21 protein-coding genes are annotated in these 19534 nt (G+C 62.2%); 14 read left to right on the top strand and 7 right to left on the bottom strand.

What is annotated here, in order from left to right; genetic code table 11:
- Positions 1-81 precede the first annotated feature (81 nt).
- The 7 genes from QTA58_RS12750 to fae all read left to right on the top strand — a co-directional run bounded on the left by QTA58_RS12750 (position 82) and on the right by fae (position 6493).
- Positions 82-1086 (top strand): beta-ribofuranosylaminobenzene 5'-phosphate synthase family protein, encoded by a 1005-nt coding sequence (locus tag QTA58_RS12750; RefSeq protein ID WP_289669107.1) that lies wholly within the window; start codon positions 82-84, stop codon positions 1084-1086.
- Positions 1083-1979 carry an NAD(P)-dependent methylenetetrahydromethanopterin dehydrogenase gene (locus QTA58_RS12745; RefSeq protein ID WP_289669105.1) on the top strand — a complete coding sequence of 299 codons (897 nt, stop codon included), beginning with the start codon at positions 1083-1085 and terminating at the stop codon, positions 1977-1979. The genes QTA58_RS12750 and QTA58_RS12745 overlap by 4 nt, the downstream gene beginning before the upstream one ends.
- Positions 1957-3084: an ATP-grasp domain-containing protein gene (locus tag QTA58_RS12740; protein ID WP_289669103.1), complete on the top strand. Its 1128-nt coding sequence runs from the start codon at positions 1957-1959 to the stop codon at positions 3082-3084. The genes QTA58_RS12745 and QTA58_RS12740 overlap by 23 nt, the downstream gene beginning before the upstream one ends.
- The gene (mch, locus tag QTA58_RS12735; protein ID WP_289669102.1) at positions 3081-4040 is read left to right on the top strand and encodes a methenyltetrahydromethanopterin cyclohydrolase; all 960 of its coding nucleotides are present in this window, start codon (positions 3081-3083) and stop codon (positions 4038-4040) included. The genes QTA58_RS12740 and mch overlap by 4 nt, the downstream gene beginning before the upstream one ends.
- The gene (locus QTA58_RS12730; RefSeq protein WP_289669101.1) at positions 4033-4965 is read left to right on the top strand and encodes a RimK family alpha-L-glutamate ligase; all 933 of its coding nucleotides are present in this window, start codon (positions 4033-4035) and stop codon (positions 4963-4965) included. Before mch ends, QTA58_RS12730 begins: the two co-directional genes overlap by 8 nt.
- On the top strand, positions 4962-5825 hold the full coding sequence (locus QTA58_RS12725) for a triphosphoribosyl-dephospho-CoA synthase (protein WP_289669100.1): 864 nt from the start codon (positions 4962-4964) through the stop codon (positions 5823-5825). The genes QTA58_RS12730 and QTA58_RS12725 overlap by 4 nt, the downstream gene beginning before the upstream one ends.
- Positions 5826-5986: 161 nt before the next feature.
- The gene (gene fae, locus QTA58_RS12720; protein ID WP_085420818.1) at positions 5987-6493 is read left to right on the top strand and encodes a formaldehyde-activating enzyme; all 507 of its coding nucleotides are present in this window, start codon (positions 5987-5989) and stop codon (positions 6491-6493) included.
- Positions 6494-6742: 249 nt separating this feature from the next.
- Here fae and QTA58_RS12715 read toward each other — a convergent pair whose 3' ends face one another.
- Positions 6743-7444 (bottom strand): HisA/HisF-related TIM barrel protein, encoded by a 702-nt coding sequence (locus QTA58_RS12715; protein ID WP_289669099.1) that lies wholly within the window; start codon positions 7442-7444, stop codon positions 6743-6745.
- A gap of 31 nt (positions 7445-7475) precedes the next feature.
- Between QTA58_RS12715 and QTA58_RS12710 the strand changes: the two genes are divergently transcribed.
- Positions 7476-8540 carry a hydantoinase/oxoprolinase family protein gene (locus QTA58_RS12710; RefSeq protein ID WP_289669097.1) on the top strand — a complete coding sequence of 355 codons (1065 nt, stop codon included), beginning with the start codon at positions 7476-7478 and terminating at the stop codon, positions 8538-8540.
- A gap of 22 nt (positions 8541-8562) precedes the next feature.
- On the opposite strand, the gene QTA58_RS12705 is transcribed toward QTA58_RS12710, so the two are convergent.
- From QTA58_RS12705 to QTA58_RS12685, 5 genes are read right to left on the bottom strand one after another with little or no spacing between them, the layout of a single operon-like run.
- Positions 8563-9126, bottom strand: a complete 564-nt coding sequence (locus QTA58_RS12705; protein ID WP_289669096.1) for a DUF447 domain-containing protein — start codon at positions 9124-9126, stop codon at positions 8563-8565.
- The gene (locus tag QTA58_RS12700) at positions 9123-10520 is read right to left on the bottom strand and encodes a DUF6513 domain-containing protein (protein WP_289669095.1); all 1398 of its coding nucleotides are present in this window, start codon (positions 10518-10520) and stop codon (positions 9123-9125) included. The genes QTA58_RS12705 and QTA58_RS12700 overlap by 4 nt, the downstream gene beginning before the upstream one ends.
- Positions 10513-11064: a flavoprotein gene (locus tag QTA58_RS12695; RefSeq protein WP_085420633.1), complete on the bottom strand. Its 552-nt coding sequence runs from the start codon at positions 11062-11064 to the stop codon at positions 10513-10515. The genes QTA58_RS12700 and QTA58_RS12695 overlap by 8 nt, the downstream gene beginning before the upstream one ends.
- Positions 11061-11699 carry a hypothetical protein gene (locus tag QTA58_RS12690; RefSeq protein WP_085420634.1) on the bottom strand — a complete coding sequence of 213 codons (639 nt, stop codon included), beginning with the start codon at positions 11697-11699 and terminating at the stop codon, positions 11061-11063. The genes QTA58_RS12695 and QTA58_RS12690 overlap by 4 nt, the downstream gene beginning before the upstream one ends.
- Positions 11696-12880 (bottom strand): (5-formylfuran-3-yl)methyl phosphate synthase, encoded by a 1185-nt coding sequence (locus QTA58_RS12685; RefSeq protein ID WP_289669094.1) that lies wholly within the window; start codon positions 12878-12880, stop codon positions 11696-11698. Before QTA58_RS12685 ends, QTA58_RS12690 begins: the two co-directional genes overlap by 4 nt.
- A gap of 233 nt (positions 12881-13113) precedes the next feature.
- Here QTA58_RS12685 and QTA58_RS12680 point away from each other — a divergent pair, with 233 nt between their 5' ends.
- From QTA58_RS12680 to QTA58_RS12655, 6 genes are all read left to right on the top strand, one after another.
- Entirely contained in the window at positions 13114-14262 is a 1149-nt protein-coding gene (locus tag QTA58_RS12680; RefSeq protein ID WP_289673154.1) for an ABC transporter substrate-binding protein, read from the top strand.
- A 21-nt stretch (positions 14263-14283) separates the two neighbouring features.
- Positions 14284-15258 (top strand): YVTN family beta-propeller repeat protein, encoded by a 975-nt coding sequence (locus QTA58_RS12675; RefSeq protein WP_289669093.1) that lies wholly within the window; start codon positions 14284-14286, stop codon positions 15256-15258.
- Between the two features lie 32 nt (positions 15259-15290).
- On the top strand, positions 15291-15758 hold the full coding sequence (locus tag QTA58_RS12670) for a hypothetical protein (protein WP_085420637.1): 468 nt from the start codon (positions 15291-15293) through the stop codon (positions 15756-15758).
- Positions 15759-15836: 78 nt separating this feature from the next.
- Positions 15837-16625, top strand: coding sequence for an ABC transporter ATP-binding protein (locus tag QTA58_RS12665; RefSeq protein ID WP_289669092.1), 789 nt, complete (start codon positions 15837-15839; stop codon positions 16623-16625).
- Entirely contained in the window at positions 16622-17491 is an 870-nt protein-coding gene (locus QTA58_RS12660; RefSeq protein WP_085420639.1) for an ABC transporter permease, read from the top strand. The genes QTA58_RS12665 and QTA58_RS12660 overlap by 4 nt, the downstream gene beginning before the upstream one ends.
- Complete coding sequence (locus QTA58_RS12655; protein WP_289669091.1) at positions 17488-18111, top strand: hypothetical protein; 624 nt, start codon at positions 17488-17490, stop codon at positions 18109-18111. Before QTA58_RS12660 ends, QTA58_RS12655 begins: the two co-directional genes overlap by 4 nt.
- Positions 18112-18165: 54 nt before the next feature.
- Here QTA58_RS12655 and QTA58_RS12650 read toward each other — a convergent pair whose 3' ends face one another.
- A complete protein-coding gene (locus QTA58_RS12650; protein WP_289669090.1) occupies positions 18166-19533 on the bottom strand; it encodes an aminomethyl transferase family protein in 1368 nt (455 codons plus the stop codon).
- Between the last annotated feature and the right edge of the window lies 1 nt (position 19534).

Below are 19534 nucleotides of genomic sequence, written 5' to 3'. Positions count from 1 at the left end.
CCTCACCCAGGCTTGCGCCGGTAACAAAATAGGATAACATGAACTCAGGGCCCGATTATCAAAAAGTTCAGAATAGAACCGATGTCGGACTCCGTCTCCATTCAAGTTCCTGGACGCTTGCACCTCGGGTTTTTGGACATCCCCGGAAAGGACAGCTCGCGCTTCGGAAGCATCGGCCTGCCACTCGACGGCATATCGACCAGATTGGAAGTTTCGAAGGCCGCCGAGACCAGCGTTCATGGCGATGAAAGCGCCCGCATATTCGCGCACCTCACCGCTCTCCGGCCGCATCTCGATCTTGCCGATCATCATCAGGTCACCGTTTTCGAGACCATTCCCGCTCATGCCGGGTTGGGATCGGGAACTCAGCTCGCGCTTGCCGTCTCGGCGGCACTTCGGACATTGCACGACCTGCCGTTCCACGTCCGCGACGACGCCACCTTTCTCGGACGCGGCGCGCGATCGGGGATCGGCATCGCGGCCTTCGAGGAAGGCGGCCTCATCCTCGACGCCGGCAAGACCAAGGACGACCTCACCCCGACCGTCGTCTCCCGCATCCCGTTTCCGAGCGAATGGCGCATCATCCTCATACTGGACGGCCATGCCGAGGGCATTCACGGAGACGCCGAGATCAAGGCGTTCCGCACGCTTCCGCCGTTCCCTGCCGAAAGCTCGGCCTCGATCTGCCGCCATGCCCTGATGGAGATCATGCCCGCGGTGATCGAAAAGGACATTGCGACCTTCGGCAACGCCGTGACGTCCATCCAGCAGAAGCTCGGCGACTATTTTTCCCCGGCCCAGGGCGGCCGTTTCACCAGCCGCGCAGTGGAGGAAACCCTTCTGAGGCTCGGCGAATGCGGTGCGGTCGGCATCGGGCAAAGCTCCTGGGGACCGACGGGATTTGCTTTCGCGGAATCGCAGGCGGCGGCCGAGCGCATCGTCGCCGCCGCTGCGCTGGAGGACACCGGCACCACGATCCGCATCGTCGCCGCCAGAAACCAGGGAGCGCTGATCACGCGAAGGACGGAACCGGTCGAATTCAAGCTGGAATACAGGAAAGCGCTGTCAGGAAAGGCGAGGCAATGAGCCGGAAAACGATTCTCCACATGCTCACGCCGTTGAGACAGATGAGCCCTTTCGACGTCAACATGGCCCTCGATGCCGGCTTTGACCATGTCGTTCCCTATACGGATGTCGCGCTCGCCGACGTAACCGGCCTCGTCCAGGACGCGATCTTTTCGCGCCCGCCGGATGCCGGCACCGCCACCGGTGTTTTCATCGCCGGACGCGATACGGTCCTGGCGCTCGACATGATCGACGCGGTGAGAAAGGCGATGGTGCCCCCTTTCGGGATTTCCGTCTTCGCCGATCCCGCCGGTTCGTTCACGACGGCTGCGGCGATGGTCGCCAAGGTCGAGACGGCGCTCGGAAAGCTGCATGGCCGGAACCTCGAAGGAACGAAGGTGACGATCTTCGGAGCGACCGGCGTCGTCGGCTATTGCACGGCCGTGATCTCGGCCAAGGAAGGCGCGGACGTCACTCTGGCGGGCCATGACGGGGTCAGCCGTGTCGGGAAGATTTCCGAGGCCATCAAGGCCCGTTTCGGCGTCACGGTGAAGGCCGCCGACGGCTCCACCGAGGAGAAGAAGACAGTATTGCTTCAGGACGCCGAGGTGGTCTTGGCAGCCGCCAAGGCCGGCGTCAGGGTGCTCTCGGCCGAGCAGCTTCGCTCGGCGACGAACCTGCTTGTCGCGGCGGATGTCAATGCCGTGCCGCCCTCCGGCATCGAAGGTCTGGCGGTCAATGCAAAGACCGACAAGCTGGGGGAGACCTCGGCGACCGGCATCGGCGCTCTCACCATCGGCAATCTCAAATACAAGACGCAGTCCGGCCTGTTCAAACAGATGATCGGCGCCGAAAAACCGGTCGTGTACGATTTTCAGGATGCTTTCGCCCTTGCCCGCAGCATCGAAAAATAACCCCGCCCTTCTGATCGCGGCCATTTCCGGCCGGTCACTTGCGGCAGCAGCACGCCGCGCCGGCTACAGGCCGCTGGTGGCGGATCTCTTCGGCGATTCCGACACGGTTGCCCTGGCCGACCGGATCGCACGGCTTCCCGGCAGCATACGCGACGGTATCGGCGGCGAGAAAATCGTCGACACACTGACGGACCTGGCACGCGGCGAGGAGCCCGTTGCGCTGGTCTACGGCTCGGGCTTCGAGCGCCGGCCCGATATTATCGATACGCTTGCCGGGACGTTCCGGATTGCCGGAAACAGTGCCGCGGCGATCCGCGCCGTCAAAGATCCGATCGCCCTCTCCCGGCTCTGCTGGGATATCGGCATCAGGCATCCGGCAATCCGGTTCTCGCCGCCGTTCCAACAGGAAGGCTGGCTCACCAAGCTCGGCGGCGGCGCGGGAGGATCGCATGTCAGACCCGCCGGGACAGCCCCCCTCGAAGAGGGTTATTATTACCAGAAGTTCGTCGAGGGCTGCAGCATCTCGGCCCTGTTCCTGGCACAGGCGGGACGCGCGCATGTCGTAGGTTTCAGCCGGCAATGGTCTTCGCCCTCGCAATCCTCGCCGTTTCGCTATGGCGGTGCGGTGCGGCTCATGCGCTTCGATCGGGAGAAAAGGGCCGAGATCGCCTGCTGGCTCGACAGATTGACGAAGCGGACCGGCCTTGTCGGCCTCTGCAGCGCCGATTTCATCGACGGACCGGACGGCCTGCACCTTATCGAAATCAATCCGCGGCCGGGGGCCACGCTCGATATCTTCGACAACGAGGACGCGCCGCTGCTCGCCGCGCATCTGAACGCGGTTCGGGGTGACGACATCACTGTGCCGACCTATAGCGGCACGACGGCTTCGGCGATCGCTTACGCGCCCCGCGCCATCTCCCGTTTTCCGGATGTCGATTGGCCGAACATGACCGCAGATCACCAGAATCCCGGATCGGCGCTGAGTGCCGACGATCCCGTTTGCACCGTTCTGGCAAAGGCACGATCCGCCACCGCCGCCGAACGGGCCGTGAAACGCCGCGTCAACGAAATGGCGGAGCATTGGAAGGAGAATTTCCAATGATGAACGGAAAAGCCTCTCTCAACAGAAACGCCCAGCGCATCGTCGATCAGATCATTGCCGACAGCGAGCGGTTCGGCATCACCTACGCGCGCGGCCCCCTGGGCGAACACCTTATCGATGCCGGCGCTGCCACCGCCGGCGGGCTCGAAGTGGGCCTCCGGATGACGGAAATCTGCATGGGCGGCCTCGGGACCGTCTCCATGGCACTCGACCGCGATAACGAGAAATGGCCGCTGAGCGTCACCGTCCACTCCTCGCAACCGGTCATCGCCTGCCTCGGCAGCCAGTATGCGGGCTGGCGGCTCTCGCATGAGAAATATTTCGCCATGGGCTCCGGCCCCGCGCGCGTGCTGGCGCGGGTGGAGCCGCTGTTCGAAGAGATTGCCTATAGCGAGACCGACGCTTCCACGTCGATCCTCGTGCTGGAAGCGGACAAACCTCCGCCGTCCGCCGTCGTCGAGAAGGTGGCGGCGGCCACAGGGCTGGCGCCTGGCGCCCTGACCTTCATCTACGCGCCGACGCAAAGCCTTGCGGGCTCCGTGCAGATCATCGGCCGCTCCCTGGAAGTGGCCCTTCACAAGGCGCATAGCCTGCATTTCCCCCTGGATGCCATCGTCGACGGGGCGGGATGCGCACCGGTTCCGGCCCCTCATCCCGATTTCCTGCAGGCCATGGGGCGGACGAACGATGCCATCATCTACGGCGGACTGGTGCAATTGTTCGTCCGCGGCAGCGCGGCGGCGGCCCGCGAACTCGCCGAACAGCTGCCGAGCAACAGGTCTCGGGACTACGGGCAGCCGTTTGCGGAGATTTTCAAGAAGTTCAACGGCGACTTCTATGCGATCGATCCGCATCTCTTCAGCCCGGCCGAAGTGATCGTCACGGCCGTCGAGACGGGCGACACCTTCCGCGCCGGCGAATGGAACGGGCAGATGCTGGAGCAATCTCTTGGCTGAACAGGTGGTGACGTCTGACAAGGTTCTCATCGTTTCCGACAAGCCGGACGGTCAGGTGAAACAGTTGCGGCGCTCCTTCAAGGAGCTCGGTTCGGAAACGATCTTCTGCCCGCTCAGCGATATCGCCTTCGATACGCGATATCCTTCGGGTATCGCCATCCCGGCGCTGGACGGCGCTCTTCCGGCCGGCGTGATCGTCCGCTCCATTTCCGGCGGCACCTTCGAAGCGATCACGCGCCGCCTCGGCATTTTGCACGCCCTCACCCATCTCGGCGTGCCGGTCTGGAATTCGGCCAAGGCGATCGAACGTTGCGTCGACAAGTCGACGACCACGTTTCTGCTTGCGAATGCCGGAATTCCGACGCCGGAGACCTTCGCGGTCGAAGGTCCCGACAACGCCAGGGCCATCGTCGAGCGCGAGGTGCCGCAAGGCCCGCTCGTCCTGAAGCCGCTGTTCGGCTCGCAGGGGCGCGGTATCCGGCTCGTCCGTTCGATTGCCGACCTGCCCGGTCCCGACGAGGTCGACAATGTCTATTATCTGCAGCGTCTCGTCTTGCGCAACGGCCCGCCCTACCGGGATTACCGGGTGTTCGTCAGCAACGGCGAAGTCCTCGGCATGATGGGACGCTGCGCCGACGGCTGGATCACCAATATCGCGCAAGGGGCAAAGGCAGAACCCGTCGCCGGACTGTTGCGCCAGAAGCTCGAGGACCTCGCGCTCGCCGCTGTCGCGGCCATCGGAACCAATTTCGCGGGCATCGATATCGCCCAGAGCTGCGAAGGCAATCTCCTGGTGCTGGAGGTCAACAGCATGCCCGCCTGGGCCGGCTTGCAATCCGTCGTCCCCGTCCGCATCGCCGATTGCATCGCCGGATCGATGGTCGAGCTTCTCGATCCCGGTTTGAAGGAAAGACCCGCCGCATGACGCTGACGCAGCAGCAGATCATGACCGCATATTTGGATGCCTGCCGGGCCGAGATCGAGGCCCTGAAACCCGGCAACGTCCACCGCTTCGCGGACGGTCACCGGATGACGGCCGGCCAGTTCCTCGAAAGCGCCGAGGTTAGCGCGCCGCTGGTTTCCGAACCGCATGCATCGGTCGGCCGGCGCGTTCTGGGCGCCGTGGCGGCGACACGGGAAAGGGTGGGAACGAACACCAATCTCGGCATCCTCCTGCTTTGCGCGCCGCTCGCCAAAGCGGCGGAAAGTATTTCGGCACATTTCCGCGACGACCTGCGCCGAACGCTGGACGGGATGGATGCGGACGACGCCCGCGACGTCTTCGCCGCCATCCGGCTCGGCAATCCGGGAGGACTGGGGAGCGCCGAAGAGCAGGATGTCCGGGAGGAGCCGACCGTGCCGCTTCTCGAAGCCATGCACATGGCCGCCGGCCGCGACATGATCGCGAGACAGTATGCGACCGGCTTTTCTGATATTTTTGCCGGCGGCCTTACGGCATGGGAGCAAGCGGCCGGCCGCGGCGAAGACGGCATGTGGCCGACGGTCTTCGTCTACCTTCACTTCCTGTCTTCATTTCCCGACAGCCATATCGGACGCAAGCACGGCACCGGTCTCGCCGAAGAAGTCAGGAAGGAAGCGGAGACGATACGCCGGACGGTGACGGAGGAGACGGACCTGACAAGGCGTGAAGAGGTCCTGCTGAGCTTCGACAAGCGGCTCAAGGACAGGGATATCAACCCCGGAACCTCCGCCGATCTCACGGTTGCTACGCTTTTTGTCCGCAACATGAACTTCGGCTTGCATAATTCCGACTTAAATGCTTGAATTTGATCGGCGAACAAATCTTACTCGCTGCTATCTGGCCAACCGACCCGATCAAAGGGTGCTGCGAACAAGGATAGCTGTCCATCGAGCCTCGTGTCTCGTGGTACGGCTTCTTTGGACAAACGCATTTTTGACCACAGGGTACATGGGAGGAATTGGCCGTGGCAAAGATTAGCAAGGTAATGGTTGGTGAGTCTCTCGTTGGTGAGGGAAATGAAGTCGCTCATATCGATCTTCTGATCGGACCGCGCGGAAGTGCTGTGGAAACGGCGTTCTGCAACGCACTTACGAACAATAAGGACGGTTTTACGTCGCTGCTGGCGGTCATCGCACCGAACCTGGCGTGCAAGCCGAACACGATATTGTTCAACAAGGTCACCATCAAAGGTGCCAAACAGGCCGTGCAGATGTTCGGCCCGGCACAGCATGCGGTGGCAAAGGCAGTGCAGGACAGCGTTGCCGAAGGCATCATCCCGGTGGAGGAAGCCGATGATGTCTTCATCTGCGTCGGCGTCTTCATCCACTGGGAGGCCGAGGACGACGCCAAGATCCAGGATTACAACTACCGGGCAACGAAGGAAGCGATCGAACGTGCCGTGACGGGCAAGCCGACGGCCGCGGAAGCAACCGCTCAGCGGGATTCCGTCAAGCATCCTTTCAGCGCTTAGACAAGAAGCAACCCCGCACAGAACGAGCCCCCCGTGGAAACAGGTGGCCTGTTGCGCCGGTTGTCGAGGCTCTTGGGCTTCAGCAGCGCGTCATCTTCACGCGCGAACCGTTGAAGGTGGCAACGCTTCGGCTTCGGATCGAGAGAATGGAGCTGGGGGTTGGACAGCCAGTCCTTTCCCCACTCCAAAATCAGCGTCGTGCGAGGTTGAGAAACCGGAAAAAGAGACAACCTCTTCTCCCGGATGTCCTCATCTACCCATGAAAGCGGAGATTTCGGCGCTGCCGAGCTCGCCGCTATGCAGCGACGTCGCAACCAGGGCGCCCGCGACACCCATGCCGTTCAGCCGTTTTAGATCGTCCACATTCCGGACCCCGCCCGCGGCGATGATTTCGCGGTCCCCGGCGACATTCTTGATCGCCTGCAGGCGATCGAAATCGGGCCCGCGGCGGGCGCCGACCTTGTCGAGCGTCATCACGATGATCCGCTTCGGCCAGAGCGCCGGCTGCGAAAGGATGGCCGGCGGCCCCAGGAAGGCATTGCCGCGAAAATCGAGCGAAAGGATCAGCCTCGGATGCGTGCCGAATGCGCGAAGGACATCCGTATCCGCCTGGCTTTCCGAACCGAGAACCGCGAAGGTCCGCGTATTGGCGAGCGCCTGCTCGACGTCCTTCGTGTTTCGAAAGCCCGCATCGAGCCAGACATCCGGCTTCGGTTGCAGAAGAAACAGAGGGTCGGCGGTCGCCAAAGCATTCGAGCCGTTCTCGATCGCATCAAGGTCGGCCACGTAGAAGACCGGGAACGGGTGGATCGAGCGCAGCCCTTCGGCGACGCTTCCGATTGCCGATGTCGGGCTGAGCGGCGTTTCGATGGGCTTGTAGGTCTCGCGCATGCCCATCTGCGCGCGCACCACATGGCCGTCTTTGACGTCGAGAACGGGAATGATAAGCAATGGTCGAACCTCGGCAAGAACGATGACTCACATGAAAGCCGGAACTGCGGAAGAAGAAAAGCAAGTTATAGGCTGGGACATCGGCGGGGCGCACCTGAAGATGGCGCGGGCCGAAAACGGCCGGATTACGCATGCCAGCACCGTCAAGGCGTCGATGTGGCTCGGGCTTGATCAGGTGCGCGATGCGCTGAACCGGCTGCGGCCGCTTTTCGCACCGGACGCAACCCATGTCTTCACGATGACGGGCGAACTGTCGGACGGCTTTCCGTCACGGGAAGCCGGCATTCGCGGCATCCTGGATTTCATCGGAACGGAGTTCGGCCACGACAATATCCATATCTACGCCGGCCGTACGGGTTTCGTCGGTCTTTCCCGTGCCTACGATCTCGGCCCCGACATCGCTTCTGCCAACTGGCACGCGACGGCTGAATGGAGTGCCAAAACCGGAAGCGACGGCCTTTTCGTCGACATGGGTTCGACGACGACCGACATCATTGCATTCGGTGGCGGAAAGCTCCGCAACAGCGGCTATTCCGATGCGGAGCGCCTGCTGACCGGCGAGCTCGTCTATACCGGCTTCACGCGCTCGGCACTGATCGGCATCTCCGAACGGGTTCCGGTGCGCGGCACGATGACGCCGCTGATGAACGAATATTTCGCCAACACGGCCGATCTCGGGCGCGTTCTCGGTACGCTGGACGAGGCCGACGACCATTATCCCGCTGCCGACCGCAGAACCAAGTCGCTTGCCGGATCGATCGGGCGTATCGCCCGCATGGTGGGGCGCGACAGCGCCGATCTCGATGAAGGCGAGTGGATCGACATCGCCCGCTGGTTCAGCGAGCACCAATTGCGGATGATCTACGACGGCGCGTTCATGGTGGCCGGCAATGCGAGGCTGAACCCTGCCGCACCGGTCATAGGCGCGGGGATCGGCCGCCCGCAGATCATGCAGCTCGCAAAACGCCTGGAGCGGCCCTACGTGGATTTCGGCACCCTCATCGCAGCAGCCTCGGAAGATGCGCGAGATGATGCAAGCAAGGCAGCACCTGCCGCTGCCGTCGCCCTGCTCTGGTCCACGCGCGAAACTCTGTAAGGACGGCCTTCCCAACCGATCGTCAATGCGCGGCGCGGTGTTCGTCCACCCGCTCCATCAGCCAATCCCAGGCCTGCCGTTCGTCCGGCCCGGCCGTCTTGTCGATTGCGATCGTCAGGTAGGCGATCTCGGAATCGATCTTTTCCTTCGGCAGCATATGCAGCCTGCTCACCAGGATCGCGAGTTCGAGCACGGCCGCCTTGGCCCGGTTCATCCCGGTGAAGGGGGCGTGCATGGCCTCCGCAACGACCTTGCAGAAGAAGCGCGGACGCAGTTCGTCCTCCCTGACGGACGCGACCTGCAGAACGGAATGGCTGAGCGCCGCCTCGAGACGCGGAACGGGACAGCCCTCGACTGGAACGACGGGCCAGTCCCGCCGCCCGGTCAGACAGCCCGCGAAGATCCGCATGTCGTCCGTATAGTTGGCGACGGCGAACGGCACGGCGGTGAGGTTTTCGAGCGTGGTGGAGGGCCGGAACGGCGCGATGATCCATCCGTCGTCCTGCGCGATGATCCCGAGCGGCGCGATATGCACCCGCCCCTCGGCGCTTACCGTCGTCACGATCGTTTCCCGGATGAAGGTCATGGGGCATCCTTCTTCGCCTTGAGCGTATGCCCGGCCTCGGCGAGGCGGGTGCGGTCCTCGCTGGTCCGCAGGCTCGCCACGCCCCAGGCGAGCGGCTCGTCCTGCGAGTAGCGCTTGCCCAGCTTCCAGGCGATCTCCGCCTTCATCAATTCCGCGCCGAGATAGAAGGCATGTGCGCCATCCTGCGCGACATTGAGGGAAGGAAAGAGATCGAAGGCATCCTTGGCCGTCCAATGTCCCTGATTGTTGAAGACATGGATGCCGTCCGGAGCGGTCATGATCCGAAAATTGGCGTCGCGCACGGTCCCGGCCAGCGCGTCGATATCCGCGATGCTGCCCGTGAAGGGCGAACGGTCGTGGATCTGCAGGAGGCCGGCATCGTAACCGCGCGGCAGCGCATGATCGTTCCTTGCGGCAAACATGATGCGGCGCGCCCGGTCATGCTCCTCCACCGTGCGCACCGTATGCGGGCTGACATTGACGACCAGCACGTTCGCGATCGCAAGCTCCGAACACAGGCCCGCAAGGATCGCCGTCACCCCTGACGAATCCGCATCGGTCAATTCGGTCAGGTTGCCGGTGCCCATCATCATCTCCACATCCGGCCAGCGGCGACGCGCCTCGATGAAGCGCCCCAGAGAAGCGGCAAAACCGAAATGGATCGGATCGAGAACCGGATCGGCAATGAAGGATATGCCCGCTTCCTGCGCCGCCTCGATGGCACGGCCGAGAGAGTCGAGGTCGCCCGGCACGGCCGGGACCAGAATTGGTGTCACCTTGTGACGGGTGGCGATATCGATGGTCTTTTCGTTGAGGCTCAGGAGATAATCGACGCCGGAGCGGGCGGCGAGCTCCAGCTCGTCGGGATTGGCCGAGTCGACGCTGACGGAAAGCCCTTCGGCCTTGAGCCATCCGATCGCCTCCGCCAGATGGGCGAAGGGCGTGTCGGGAAGACAGCCGAGGTCGATCACATCCGCACCGGCCTCCGCAAGGGCTTTGGCCCGTTGCAGCAAGGCTTCCGGCGAAAGGACCGATGCGTCGACGATCTCGGCGAAGATGCGCATGTCGTGGCGCGAGAGGTCCGGCAGTTTTCCGGCTCGGCCGAGATAGGTCGGCAGATCCGCAACCTCGTCCGGCCCGCGGACGAAGGGGATACCGAACGTCTCGCTCAGCCTTTCCAGATGCCCCCTGAAGCGGCCCGGCAGCACGATCCGGTCCGCCTTCAGCGATCGGGACAGGCGCCGGCTGACGATCTCTTCCGTCATCAGGGCTGCGACCTTCACGCCGATATCGATGATTTCGTAGGTGAATGGCGTCGCTCCCAGTCCGGCGAGAACGTTTTCGAGCCTGGTCTTTGCCAGGTGTCCGGTCAGGAAGACGAGATGTTCAGCCACTGCCCTCGATCTCTCCTTTCCGGCGCGCCACCGCCAGCTTCAGATCGGCGAAGGATTCGACGACTTCGGTGTATTCGAACGTCTTGAGACGCTCGGTATTCTCCAGATCGATCGGCCGGGGATAGACTTTCACCATGCCGTGCGGCGCCATCGTCTCCAGCTCCGGCGCGGTATCGCAGGCGAAGACGATCGACGGCAGGCGACATTTTCCGGCCTGCGCATAGACGTTCGTGGCGATCGTGTCGGAAATGCCCGCGACGCATTTGGCGACCGTGTTCGACGTGGCGGGCGCGATCACCACGCTGTGGTAGACGCCGTGATAGAACTCACCGACCGGAACCGCGCTCGCCGTCTTGTCGTGCAGCACGCGCGTCGTCTCCGAAAAATCGAGCTTCAGCCCATACATCCTGAGCACCTCGTCGGCGGCCTTCGTCACGAAGACATCGCAATGGTCGAGCGAGCGGATCAGCTCGAAACATTCGACGAAGAAGTGGCCCGATCCGGTGAGAACCCAGGCCCAGCGCGGCGTATGAAGCCGCGTCATCTGCGATCCCCTCCTCCGGCCTTCGCGTGCATTCCCACGCGGCGTCCCGGTATGCGGCTCATGGGCAGCTCCATCAGCTGCGAGCGCAGCGACGATGGTCCGGCGATATACAAGCTTGTCTCCTCCCCAAGCAGTTCCGGCAGCATGGCATCCACCACGCCGTTGTCAACCAGCGCTTGCAAGCCTTCTGGAAAGGCTTCCGGATCGACCTGCTTGCACAGCAGGAGATGCCGGCCGCCGATCTGCCTGCTCAGCCAGGCGGCGAGCGAATCGGACGTGATGTCCCAAGACGGAGCGATGTCGGCATTGCGGGTCATCTGCGATGGAAGCCATACCGGCACTCCGCCTTCCACAAGGATTGCTTCGAGCTCACCGATCGAGCGGGCCGGCTGAAGGCGCGGATGCCGTTCCGCGATCACGATGCCGAACTGCTCCATGGCGAGTATGGCCATCTCATGGGCTGCGGCGTCCGAGAAATGCATCTCCCGTTGCGAGGACCGCACCTGGTCCGCGAACGGCCCGCCGCCGGGGACGATCACCAGCGGAAAGGTCGCCGACGCCAGCACGGTGATCCACTGCTCCATCTCGATGCGGCCGGCCGTGCTTCCTCCAAGCTTGACGACCAGCGGCGTCATCCCGCCTTCCTTCCTCCATCGGCCGACGACACGACCCGGAGCGGGTTCGACGAACGGGCGCTTTCCCTTTTTCGCTCGATCTGCACCCCGACGCCACCCGGCCCGAGCTCCAGTTTCTCCACCCGGACGACGACGCGCGCCACGCGCGGATTTTCAAGGATGAAGGCCGCCGTCTGCTCGGCGAGCGTTTCGACCAGGTCGACATGGCCATGGCTGACCAGAGAGCGGATGCCGTCCATGATGAGGTCGTAGGACACGATTTCGTGCATGTCCTTCGGATCGCGCGTGACGCGAAGAACGTCCGCCGTCACATCGAACCGCACCTTCTGCGGCTTGCCGTGTTCGAACCTGTAGGCGCCGATATCGACAGGCAGGACGAAATCCCGCACGAAGATCTGATCCGTCCCGAGACTGTCGTCGGCCGTACCGGGGAAATATCCGCGTGCCGCCAGGAGTTCGAGGCTGGCGCCGGCCGGCTTTTCGACAGGCCGCTCCCCTGGAATGAGAGCACGTATCTTCCCCGTCGCCTCGGCGTCGATGTCGCCGTTTCTGGCGAGATCTTTGCAGAGCGCACCCCGGAAACCGAGGAAATCCGGCTTGCCCTTATGTTGCGTGGAAGGCAACAGCCGCGGAATGTCCGGCGCTTCCAGCGATCCCGCCAGACCCGTCATCAACCCGTGCCGCCGTCCTTCGTCCACAAAGTCGGAAATCTCGTCCGGCGGCATATGATCCAGCAGTCTTCCCTTCGATTTGTCGTTGGTATCCAGCATGATGCCGTAGAAGCCGGCTTTCGCGAACGATGTCATGACGCTCTCCTCATATCGGTGATCGGCGAAAAGGACGGCTATCAGTCTTTTGCGGCCGGCAATGTCCGCCAGCGCCTCCACACCCGCCGCGATGCGATACGGCGGAAGAAACCCGATCTTGACGAAATCCACCCCCGTGGCGGCCACCTCCTCGACCCTTGCCCTGAGGGCCGCCGGGTCACCGGAAAATTCCCCGCAGGCGGCACTGACGGGCCTTCTGCCGGAGACGAAGCCGACCACATCGGTGATTTGCCGGATGTCTGCCGATCCGAGCGCGCCGCGCGCCGGGTCCTTGAGATCGATGATGTCCGCCCCCGCTTGCAGAGCGATCTCCGCTTCTTGGCGATTTTGGACGCTGGCCAGCATCAAGGTCATAGGCTCACTCCCCATGCACGGCATCTTTTCCAGCCGGGGCGAGAAAAGCTGAGTACAAGTATTGAGTTTATCGGGGATTTGGGTACAAACATAGTGGGCACCTTATCTGTACAGCGCAGCCGCCTTCGCTGAAGGCCGGCGCGGAGCGTGGTATGACGATGAAGAGTACGGTGCCGAATACTCTTGTATTTTTTGTCGCTTGTTTTTTCCTGCTCGTCAATGCGCCGCAGCCGATGGCGCAACAGAATCCGGCCACCAAGCCCGTAACGGAAATCCGCATAGGCTATCTCAGGGCCTATGAGCCGCAGCTGGCGCTTTCGGTCCTGGATATCCCTCCGGAGGATGAGGGCGTTGCCGGAGCCAACGTCGCCATCAACGACAACAATACAACCGGAAGGTTTCTCGGCCAGTCCTTCAGCCTGGACGTGGTCCGGACGAAACGGGAGGAGGATGTCGTCCCGGTTTTCAGGGAGATGCTGGCGCGTGGCGAGAAATATGTGCTGACCGATATCTCGGCCAAACAGTTGCTCTCCATCGCCGATCTCGCCAGGGAAAACGGCGTGCTCCTCTTCAACGTCGGATCGACGGACGATATCCTGCGCGAGCAGGAATGCCGCTCCAACGTCTTCCACACCGCTCCGACCCGCACCATGCTTGCCGATGGCCTGGCGCAATATCTGGTCTGGAAGCAGTGGCGCAGCTGGGTCCTTCTCTATGGCTCCCACGAACCGGACCGGCTCTTTGCCGACGCGATCCGGCGGGCGGCCAAACGCTTCGGCGCCAAGATCGTCGAGGAACGGCTCTACGAGGACACCGGCACGGCCCGCAGAACCGACAGCGGCGTCGTTCAGGTCCAGCGGCAGATGCCGGTCTTCACGCAGAACCTGCCGCAACATGACGTCGTCATCGTCGCGGACGAGAGCGAAGTCTTCGGCAGCTATGTCCCCTTCCGGACCTGGGACCCGCGGCCGGTTGCCGGAACGGCAGGCCTCATCCCCTCCTCCTGGCATCCGGCCAGCGAGCAATGGGGCGGTTCGCAGATCCAGAACCGTTTCGAGAAAGCGACCGGGCGGCGCATGCTCGGCAAGGACATGCAGGCATGGACGGCGGTGCGCATCCTCGGCGAGGCGGCGACGCGGGCGAACAGCAATGACACCGCAAAGATCGAGGCCTTCATAAAGGACGAGAATTTTTCGCTGGCAGCCTTCAAGGGGCAGAAGGTGAGCTTCCGCCGGTGGAACTGGCAGCTCCGCCAGCCGGTTTTCCTCGGCGACGGACGCGGAGTGATCTCCACGTCGCCGCAGGAGGGGTTTCTTCATCAGTTTTCCGAACTCGATACATTGGGAGTGGATCAGCCGGAGACGGCCTGCAAATTGAACTAAAAACGAAAACGGGAGGAGAGAATGCGCAGACATGCTTACCTGCTCGCGGGGGCCGTCGCCGCTGTCATCGATGCGGCGCCGTCGTGGGCAAACGCCGTCTATGTCTCAAACGAGAGGGACAATACCGTCACGGTCGTCGATTCCAAGACGATGGAGGTAACCAAGACGATCGACGTGGGGCAGAGACCGCGCGGCATCACGATTTCCCACGACGGGAAACATCTCTACATCTGCGCCAGCGACGACGACACCGTCCAGATCATCGACACGGCAACGCATCAGATCATCGGCACGCTGCCGTCCGGTCCCGATCCCGAGCTCTTCGTCCTCTCGCCGGACGGCAAGACGCTCTACGTCGCCAACGAGGACGACAATCTCGTCACCGTCATCGATGTCGAGAAGAAAAGGGTCATCACCGAGATACCGGTCGGCGTGGAGCCCGAGGGCATGGGCATCAGCCCCGACGGCAAGACGATGGTGAACACGTCCGAAACCACCAACATGGCGCATTTCATCGATACCTCGAGCCACGAGATCGTGGCCAACGTGCTCGTGGATTCGCGCCCGCGCTTTGCCGAGTTCAAGCCGGACGGATCGCAGGTCTGGATATCCTCCGAAATCGGCGGCACGGTGTCGGTCATCGACAACGCCTCCAAGGAGATCGTCAAAAAGATCACCTTCGAGATCCAGGGCCTGCGCTCGGAGGCAATTCAGCCCGTGGGCGTGCGGATCACCGCGGACGGCAAGAAGGCCTATGTCGCCCTCGGCCCCGCCAACCGGGTGGCGGTCGTCAACGCCGAAACCTACGAGGTGGAAAAATATATCCTCGTGGGCCAGCGCGTCTGGCAACTGGCATTCACGCCGGACGGCCAAAACCTGATCAGCACCAACGGGCTTTCGAACGATATCACCTTCATCGACACGAAGAGCGACGAGCCCATCAAATCCGTCACCGTCGGCGCACTGCCGTGGGGCGTGACGGTCGCACCAAACTGATCCGCATTTCGATTTTTCAAAGGGAGGAAGATATGTCGAAATTCACGGTTATTGCTTTTGCTGCACTCGTCAGCGCTCTTTCCATGCAGAACCAGGCCTTCGCCCAGGCTGCTGACAACGACGATGACGACGACGATGCGCCGAAAGTCACGCGGGCGAGCCAGAACGTCCCGGAACTGATCCTGGGATCGAAGGACGACAACTTCGCCGTGAACCAGAAGGACTTCGAACTCATCGCAGGACAGGGCTACCGGTGGAAGATCACCTCCGCGGCCGGGCTCGAATACAAGTTCATGACCGATCTCTTCCGCAATGTCTGGATGAACCAGATCGTCATCAACGACCTCGAAGTTCACATGAACGGCGCGCCGGCATGGCTGGAATTCGACGCCGAAGGAACGATCAACGTCCAGTTCACGACGGTGCGGCCGGGCGAATATACATGGTCGGTCCCCGACCTGGCGGACAAGGGAATGACGGGCAAGATCATCATCAAGTAGCCATCCCGGGCGTGGTCCGTTCGGGCCGCGGCAAGGCTGCCGCTTGTGAAAGGCAATTCGATGAAGCTGCAATCCCGTTTGACCGAAACATCCAAGAACGAGGAGAGAGCGGCAACCGCCGCTCTCGAACTCGCATCCGTCAGCTATAGCTACGGGCAGCGAAAGGCGCTCGACAACGTCTCGTTTTCCATAGAGCCCGCGCGGTTCACCGTACTCCTTGGGCTCAACGGTGCGGGCAAGACGACGCTCTTCTCGCTCGTCAGCCATCTCTTTTCGCCGCGGACGGGACGCATCCGCGTCTTCGGCCAGGATATAAACCGGAACTCGGGCCCGGCGCTCAGGCGTCTCGGCATCGTGTTCCAGGCCCGCACCCTCGACCTCGACCTGAGCGTCCGGCAGAATCTCCTCTACCACGCCTCGCTCCACGGCATAGGAACGCGTGTGGCGCGGCAGCGTATCGACGAGCTTCTTCAATCCATCGACATGGCCGACCGCATCGAGGAAAAGGTGCGCGGCCTTTCGGGCGGACAGGTGAGGCGCGTCGAGATCATCCGCGCCCTGCTGCATCGCCCTTCCCTGTTGCTGCTCGACGAAGCGACGGTGGGCCTCGACATCAAGTCGCGCGCGACCATTCTGAAGGACATCCGCGCGCTCGTTAAGGAGCACGGCATCAGCGTGCTCTGGGCGACCCATCTGATCGACGAGGTCGGCCAGGCGGATCAGGTCCTCGTTCTCGACAAGGGAAGGCTCGTCGCCGACGGCCGGGTTTCGGCCATTCTGTCCGAGACCGGCGCGGAGACCATCAATCAGGCCTTCTCGAAACTGACCGGGATCACGGACATGAACGTCCGGGGAGGAAAATCATGACCGACGCGGCCGGAACATTTGCCGGTTCACCGCCGGAGCGATCGAGAGGTTTCACCCCGGTCCAGTATCTCGTCTGTCTCAAGGGCATTCTTCTGCGCGAATGGCTGCGATACCTTTCGCAGAAGGAGCGCTTCGTCTCCTCGCTCGTCCGCCCCCTGCTCTGGCTCTTCATATTCGCGGCCGGGTTCCGGCAGGTGCTCGGCGTCTCGATCATACCGCCTTACGAGACCTACGTTCTCTACGAGGTCTACATCACGCCGGGATTGTGCGGCATGATCCTTCTCTTCAGCGGCATGCAGTCCTCGCTGTCGATGGTCTACGACCGGGAAATGGGCAACATGCGCATCCTGCTCGTCAGCCCCTTCCCCCGCTGGTACCTGCTGGTCTCCAAGCTTCTGGCGGGGGTCGCCGTTTCCCTCCTTCAGGTCTACGCCTTCCTGGCGATCGCCTGGTTCTGGGACGTCAAGGCCCCGCTCGAAGGCTATCTCCTGATCCTGCCCGCCCTTTTCTTTTCCGGATTGATGCTCGGCGCGCTCGGCATGCTGCTGTCGTCCCTCGTCAAGCAACTGGAGAATTTCGCAGGCATCATGAATTTCGTCATCTTTCCCATGTATTTCGCCTCCTCCGCGCTCTACCCGCTCTGGCGGGTTCAGGAAGCGAGTCCGCTCCTCTACAAGATCTGCATCCTCAACCCGTTCACCTATGCGGTCGAGCTTATCCGCTTCGCCTTTTATGGACGTATCGAATGGACGTCGCTGGCCGTCGTTCTGGCCGTCACGCTTGCCCTGCTCGGCGGAGCCATTCTGGCCTATAATCCCGCACGCGGTCTTACCGTCCGCAAGCAGGATATGGGAGGAAGCCAATGAGCCGATATCTTCCTGTGATCGCATTGCTCGCAGCGCTGCCTGCCGCATCGATGGCCCATGCCGCGGCCAATACCGATCCCGAATGGCCTTGCATTCAACGCAAGGTCCCCGAACTTTCGATCGGCCAGGTGTGGACCGGCGAGGAACTTGCCGAAACGGCCGGGCAATGGAACAGGGATCCGCGGGTGTCCGATCTCGCCGCCGAACTCGTCAAGCGCAGCAATCCGATCGAAAATGCCCGCAAGCAGATTTCGGATTATGCTGTAACCCTGCCGAAAGATCAGATGCACGAAAAGCTGGAGCAGCTTTTCATGGGTGTTTTCGACAAGATCAACATCGAGCGCGGCCAGATCATCTCCGGCATTGCGCGCTATGCCGAGAAGCAGAGGCAGCTCGCCGCCGATCTCAGAAGGAAAGCGGCTGAAATCGACAAGATGCGCACCACAGCCGATGCCGACCAGACAGTGCTTGCCAGAAATAACGAGCAGCTGACATGGGAGACGCGCGTCTTCGAGGAGCGGGTCCAGTCGCTCACCTATGTCTGCGAGGTTCCGACGCTCATCGAGCAGCGGCTCTACAGCCTCTCCAAGATCATCGGTGAGGTCATGCAAAAGAACTGACTTCCGAATTCCGTGGCGGCGAATGCGCTCCGCCGCCACGACAAAATCCAACTCTCAGGTCTGCGAGCGATAGAACTTCCGCGACGCTTCGTGGATCGGCCAGGGATGCACCGTCGCGCCGACGAAGACCTGCCGGTGGCGCTCGACATTCGGCTTGCCCGTGCCTCCGTTCGGTTCGCCCCATATGACATCCACAACTGTTTCGGGCGTGGCGAACTCTTCGGGAAGAATGGCAAGCGAAATCCAGGCCCGTTCGTTCGAAGAGAAGACCGGGCTGATCGAAATGCCGATATCCTTGCCGCCCGCCTGGACGCGGTCATAGGGGTGCGTGGCATAATAGGCCGAAGGCATTTCCATGTATTTCGGCGGATCGCCGTCTTCCATCATGCCGCCGAAGACTTTCAGGATGTCGTCCCTCTCCCAGACAAGCGTCACCTTGCGGCGGTGCGGTCCGTTCGCCATCTTTTCAAGCGCCGCGCGGCCGACGAAGTCGTGGTCGAACTTGACGACCCGGCCGTAGTCGAGATCCCAGGGAGTGAGATAATAATCCTCGATCCGCTCGCTGGAGAGGCTGCCTCCGAGCGAGGAGACGCCTTCGAAACTGTTTGCGGCAAGCCATTCGCGGTAGGGCTTCATCTTGTCGCCCGTATAGATCGCCGGAAGCGGCGACGGCACCCAGCCGGATTCGGCAGCCGCAGAGGAATAGGCGCGGGCGCCGACCTGTTTCAGTCCGAATTCCTTGCCGGCTTCGAGCAAGGCCGCCTTCACCCTGGCGCCGTCCTCGAACGGTCCCCAGAGCTCCAGCCCCTGCGCGCCGCCCATGCCGTGGGACAGCGTACGCGCCTTGCAGCCGGCAATGGTGATCTCGCCCATGTTGAAGAACTTCGTCGTCAGCGGCCCGCCTTCATTCACCTTTTCGAGGATCTTCAGCGCGTTCGGCCCCTGCACTTCGTAGCGATAGGTCTTGCGCGGCTTGTCCGGATTGTCGAGTTTCCGCTCGTCCCGCTCGATGGTGACGTTATAGCCCCCCGTCTCCGCATGGTACTGGATCCAGTTCGGCAGGACGGGGCGCCCGACGATATTGAACTCGTCGTCTTCCAGCCCGAAGATGATCGCGTCGCCGATCACATAGCCGTCGTAGTTGCAGCAGACGATCTGCTTGGCCTTGTTGCGGCCGAAATTGGCAAAACTGTTGACCGCAAGATCCGAGACGAGTTTCAACGCGTCGGGACCCCGGACATAAAGGTCGGTCATGTGGAAGGACTGGTCCATCAGCGCGGCTGCCTGACGCCAGGCCTGCTGCTCCTCTATCCAGTTGGTGAATTCCGGAGGAACCGGGAACTGATACCGGCCCGTCTGCGCGTTCAGCAGCATGGTCGCAGGATTGCCTGCCGCTCTAATTCTATCCTCAAGAGTTTTCATC

Origin of the sequence: Neorhizobium sp. CSC1952, from assembly GCF_030378245.1 — a bacterium.
GTDB lineage: Bacteria > Pseudomonadota > Alphaproteobacteria > Rhizobiales > Rhizobiaceae > Neorhizobium > Neorhizobium oryzae_A.
The sequence above is the reverse complement of the archived record's forward strand: the minus strand, read 5'-3'. Positions and strand labels throughout refer to the sequence as shown.

Coding starts and splice junctions, on each gene's coding strand:
- QTA58_RS12685 (WP_289669094.1), bottom strand. CDS start 12,880: ATGACCTTGATGCTGGCCAGCGTCCAAAATCGCCAAGAAGCGGAGATC.
- QTA58_RS12690 (WP_085420634.1), bottom strand. CDS start 11,699: ATGACGCCGCTGGTCGTCAAGCTTGGAGGAAGCACGGCCGGCCGCATC.
- QTA58_RS12660 (WP_085420639.1), top strand. CDS start 16,622: ATGACCGACGCGGCCGGAACATTTGCCGGTTCACCGCCGGAGCGATCG.
- QTA58_RS12745 (WP_289669105.1), top strand. CDS start 1,083: ATGAGCCGGAAAACGATTCTCCACATGCTCACGCCGTTGAGACAGATG.
- mch (WP_289669102.1), top strand. CDS start 3,081: ATGATGAACGGAAAAGCCTCTCTCAACAGAAACGCCCAGCGCATCGTC.
- QTA58_RS12725 (WP_289669100.1), top strand. CDS start 4,962: ATGACGCTGACGCAGCAGCAGATCATGACCGCATATTTGGATGCCTGC.
- QTA58_RS12710 (WP_289669097.1), top strand. CDS start 7,476: ATGAAAGCCGGAACTGCGGAAGAAGAAAAGCAAGTTATAGGCTGGGAC.
- QTA58_RS12705 (WP_289669096.1), bottom strand. CDS start 9,126: ATGACCTTCATCCGGGAAACGATCGTGACGACGGTAAGCGCCGAGGGG.
- QTA58_RS12670 (WP_085420637.1), top strand. CDS start 15,291: ATGTCGAAATTCACGGTTATTGCTTTTGCTGCACTCGTCAGCGCTCTT.
- QTA58_RS12695 (WP_085420633.1), bottom strand. CDS start 11,064: ATGACGCGGCTTCATACGCCGCGCTGGGCCTGGGTTCTCACCGGATCG.
- QTA58_RS12655 (WP_289669091.1), top strand. CDS start 17,488: ATGAGCCGATATCTTCCTGTGATCGCATTGCTCGCAGCGCTGCCTGCC.
- QTA58_RS12675 (WP_289669093.1), top strand. CDS start 14,284: ATGCGCAGACATGCTTACCTGCTCGCGGGGGCCGTCGCCGCTGTCATC.
- QTA58_RS12680 (WP_289673154.1), top strand. CDS start 13,114: ATGGCGCAACAGAATCCGGCCACCAAGCCCGTAACGGAAATCCGCATA.
- QTA58_RS12650 (WP_289669090.1), bottom strand. CDS start 19,533: ATGAAAACTCTTGAGGATAGAATTAGAGCGGCAGGCAATCCTGCGACC.
- QTA58_RS12750 (WP_289669107.1), top strand. CDS start 82: ATGTCGGACTCCGTCTCCATTCAAGTTCCTGGACGCTTGCACCTCGGG.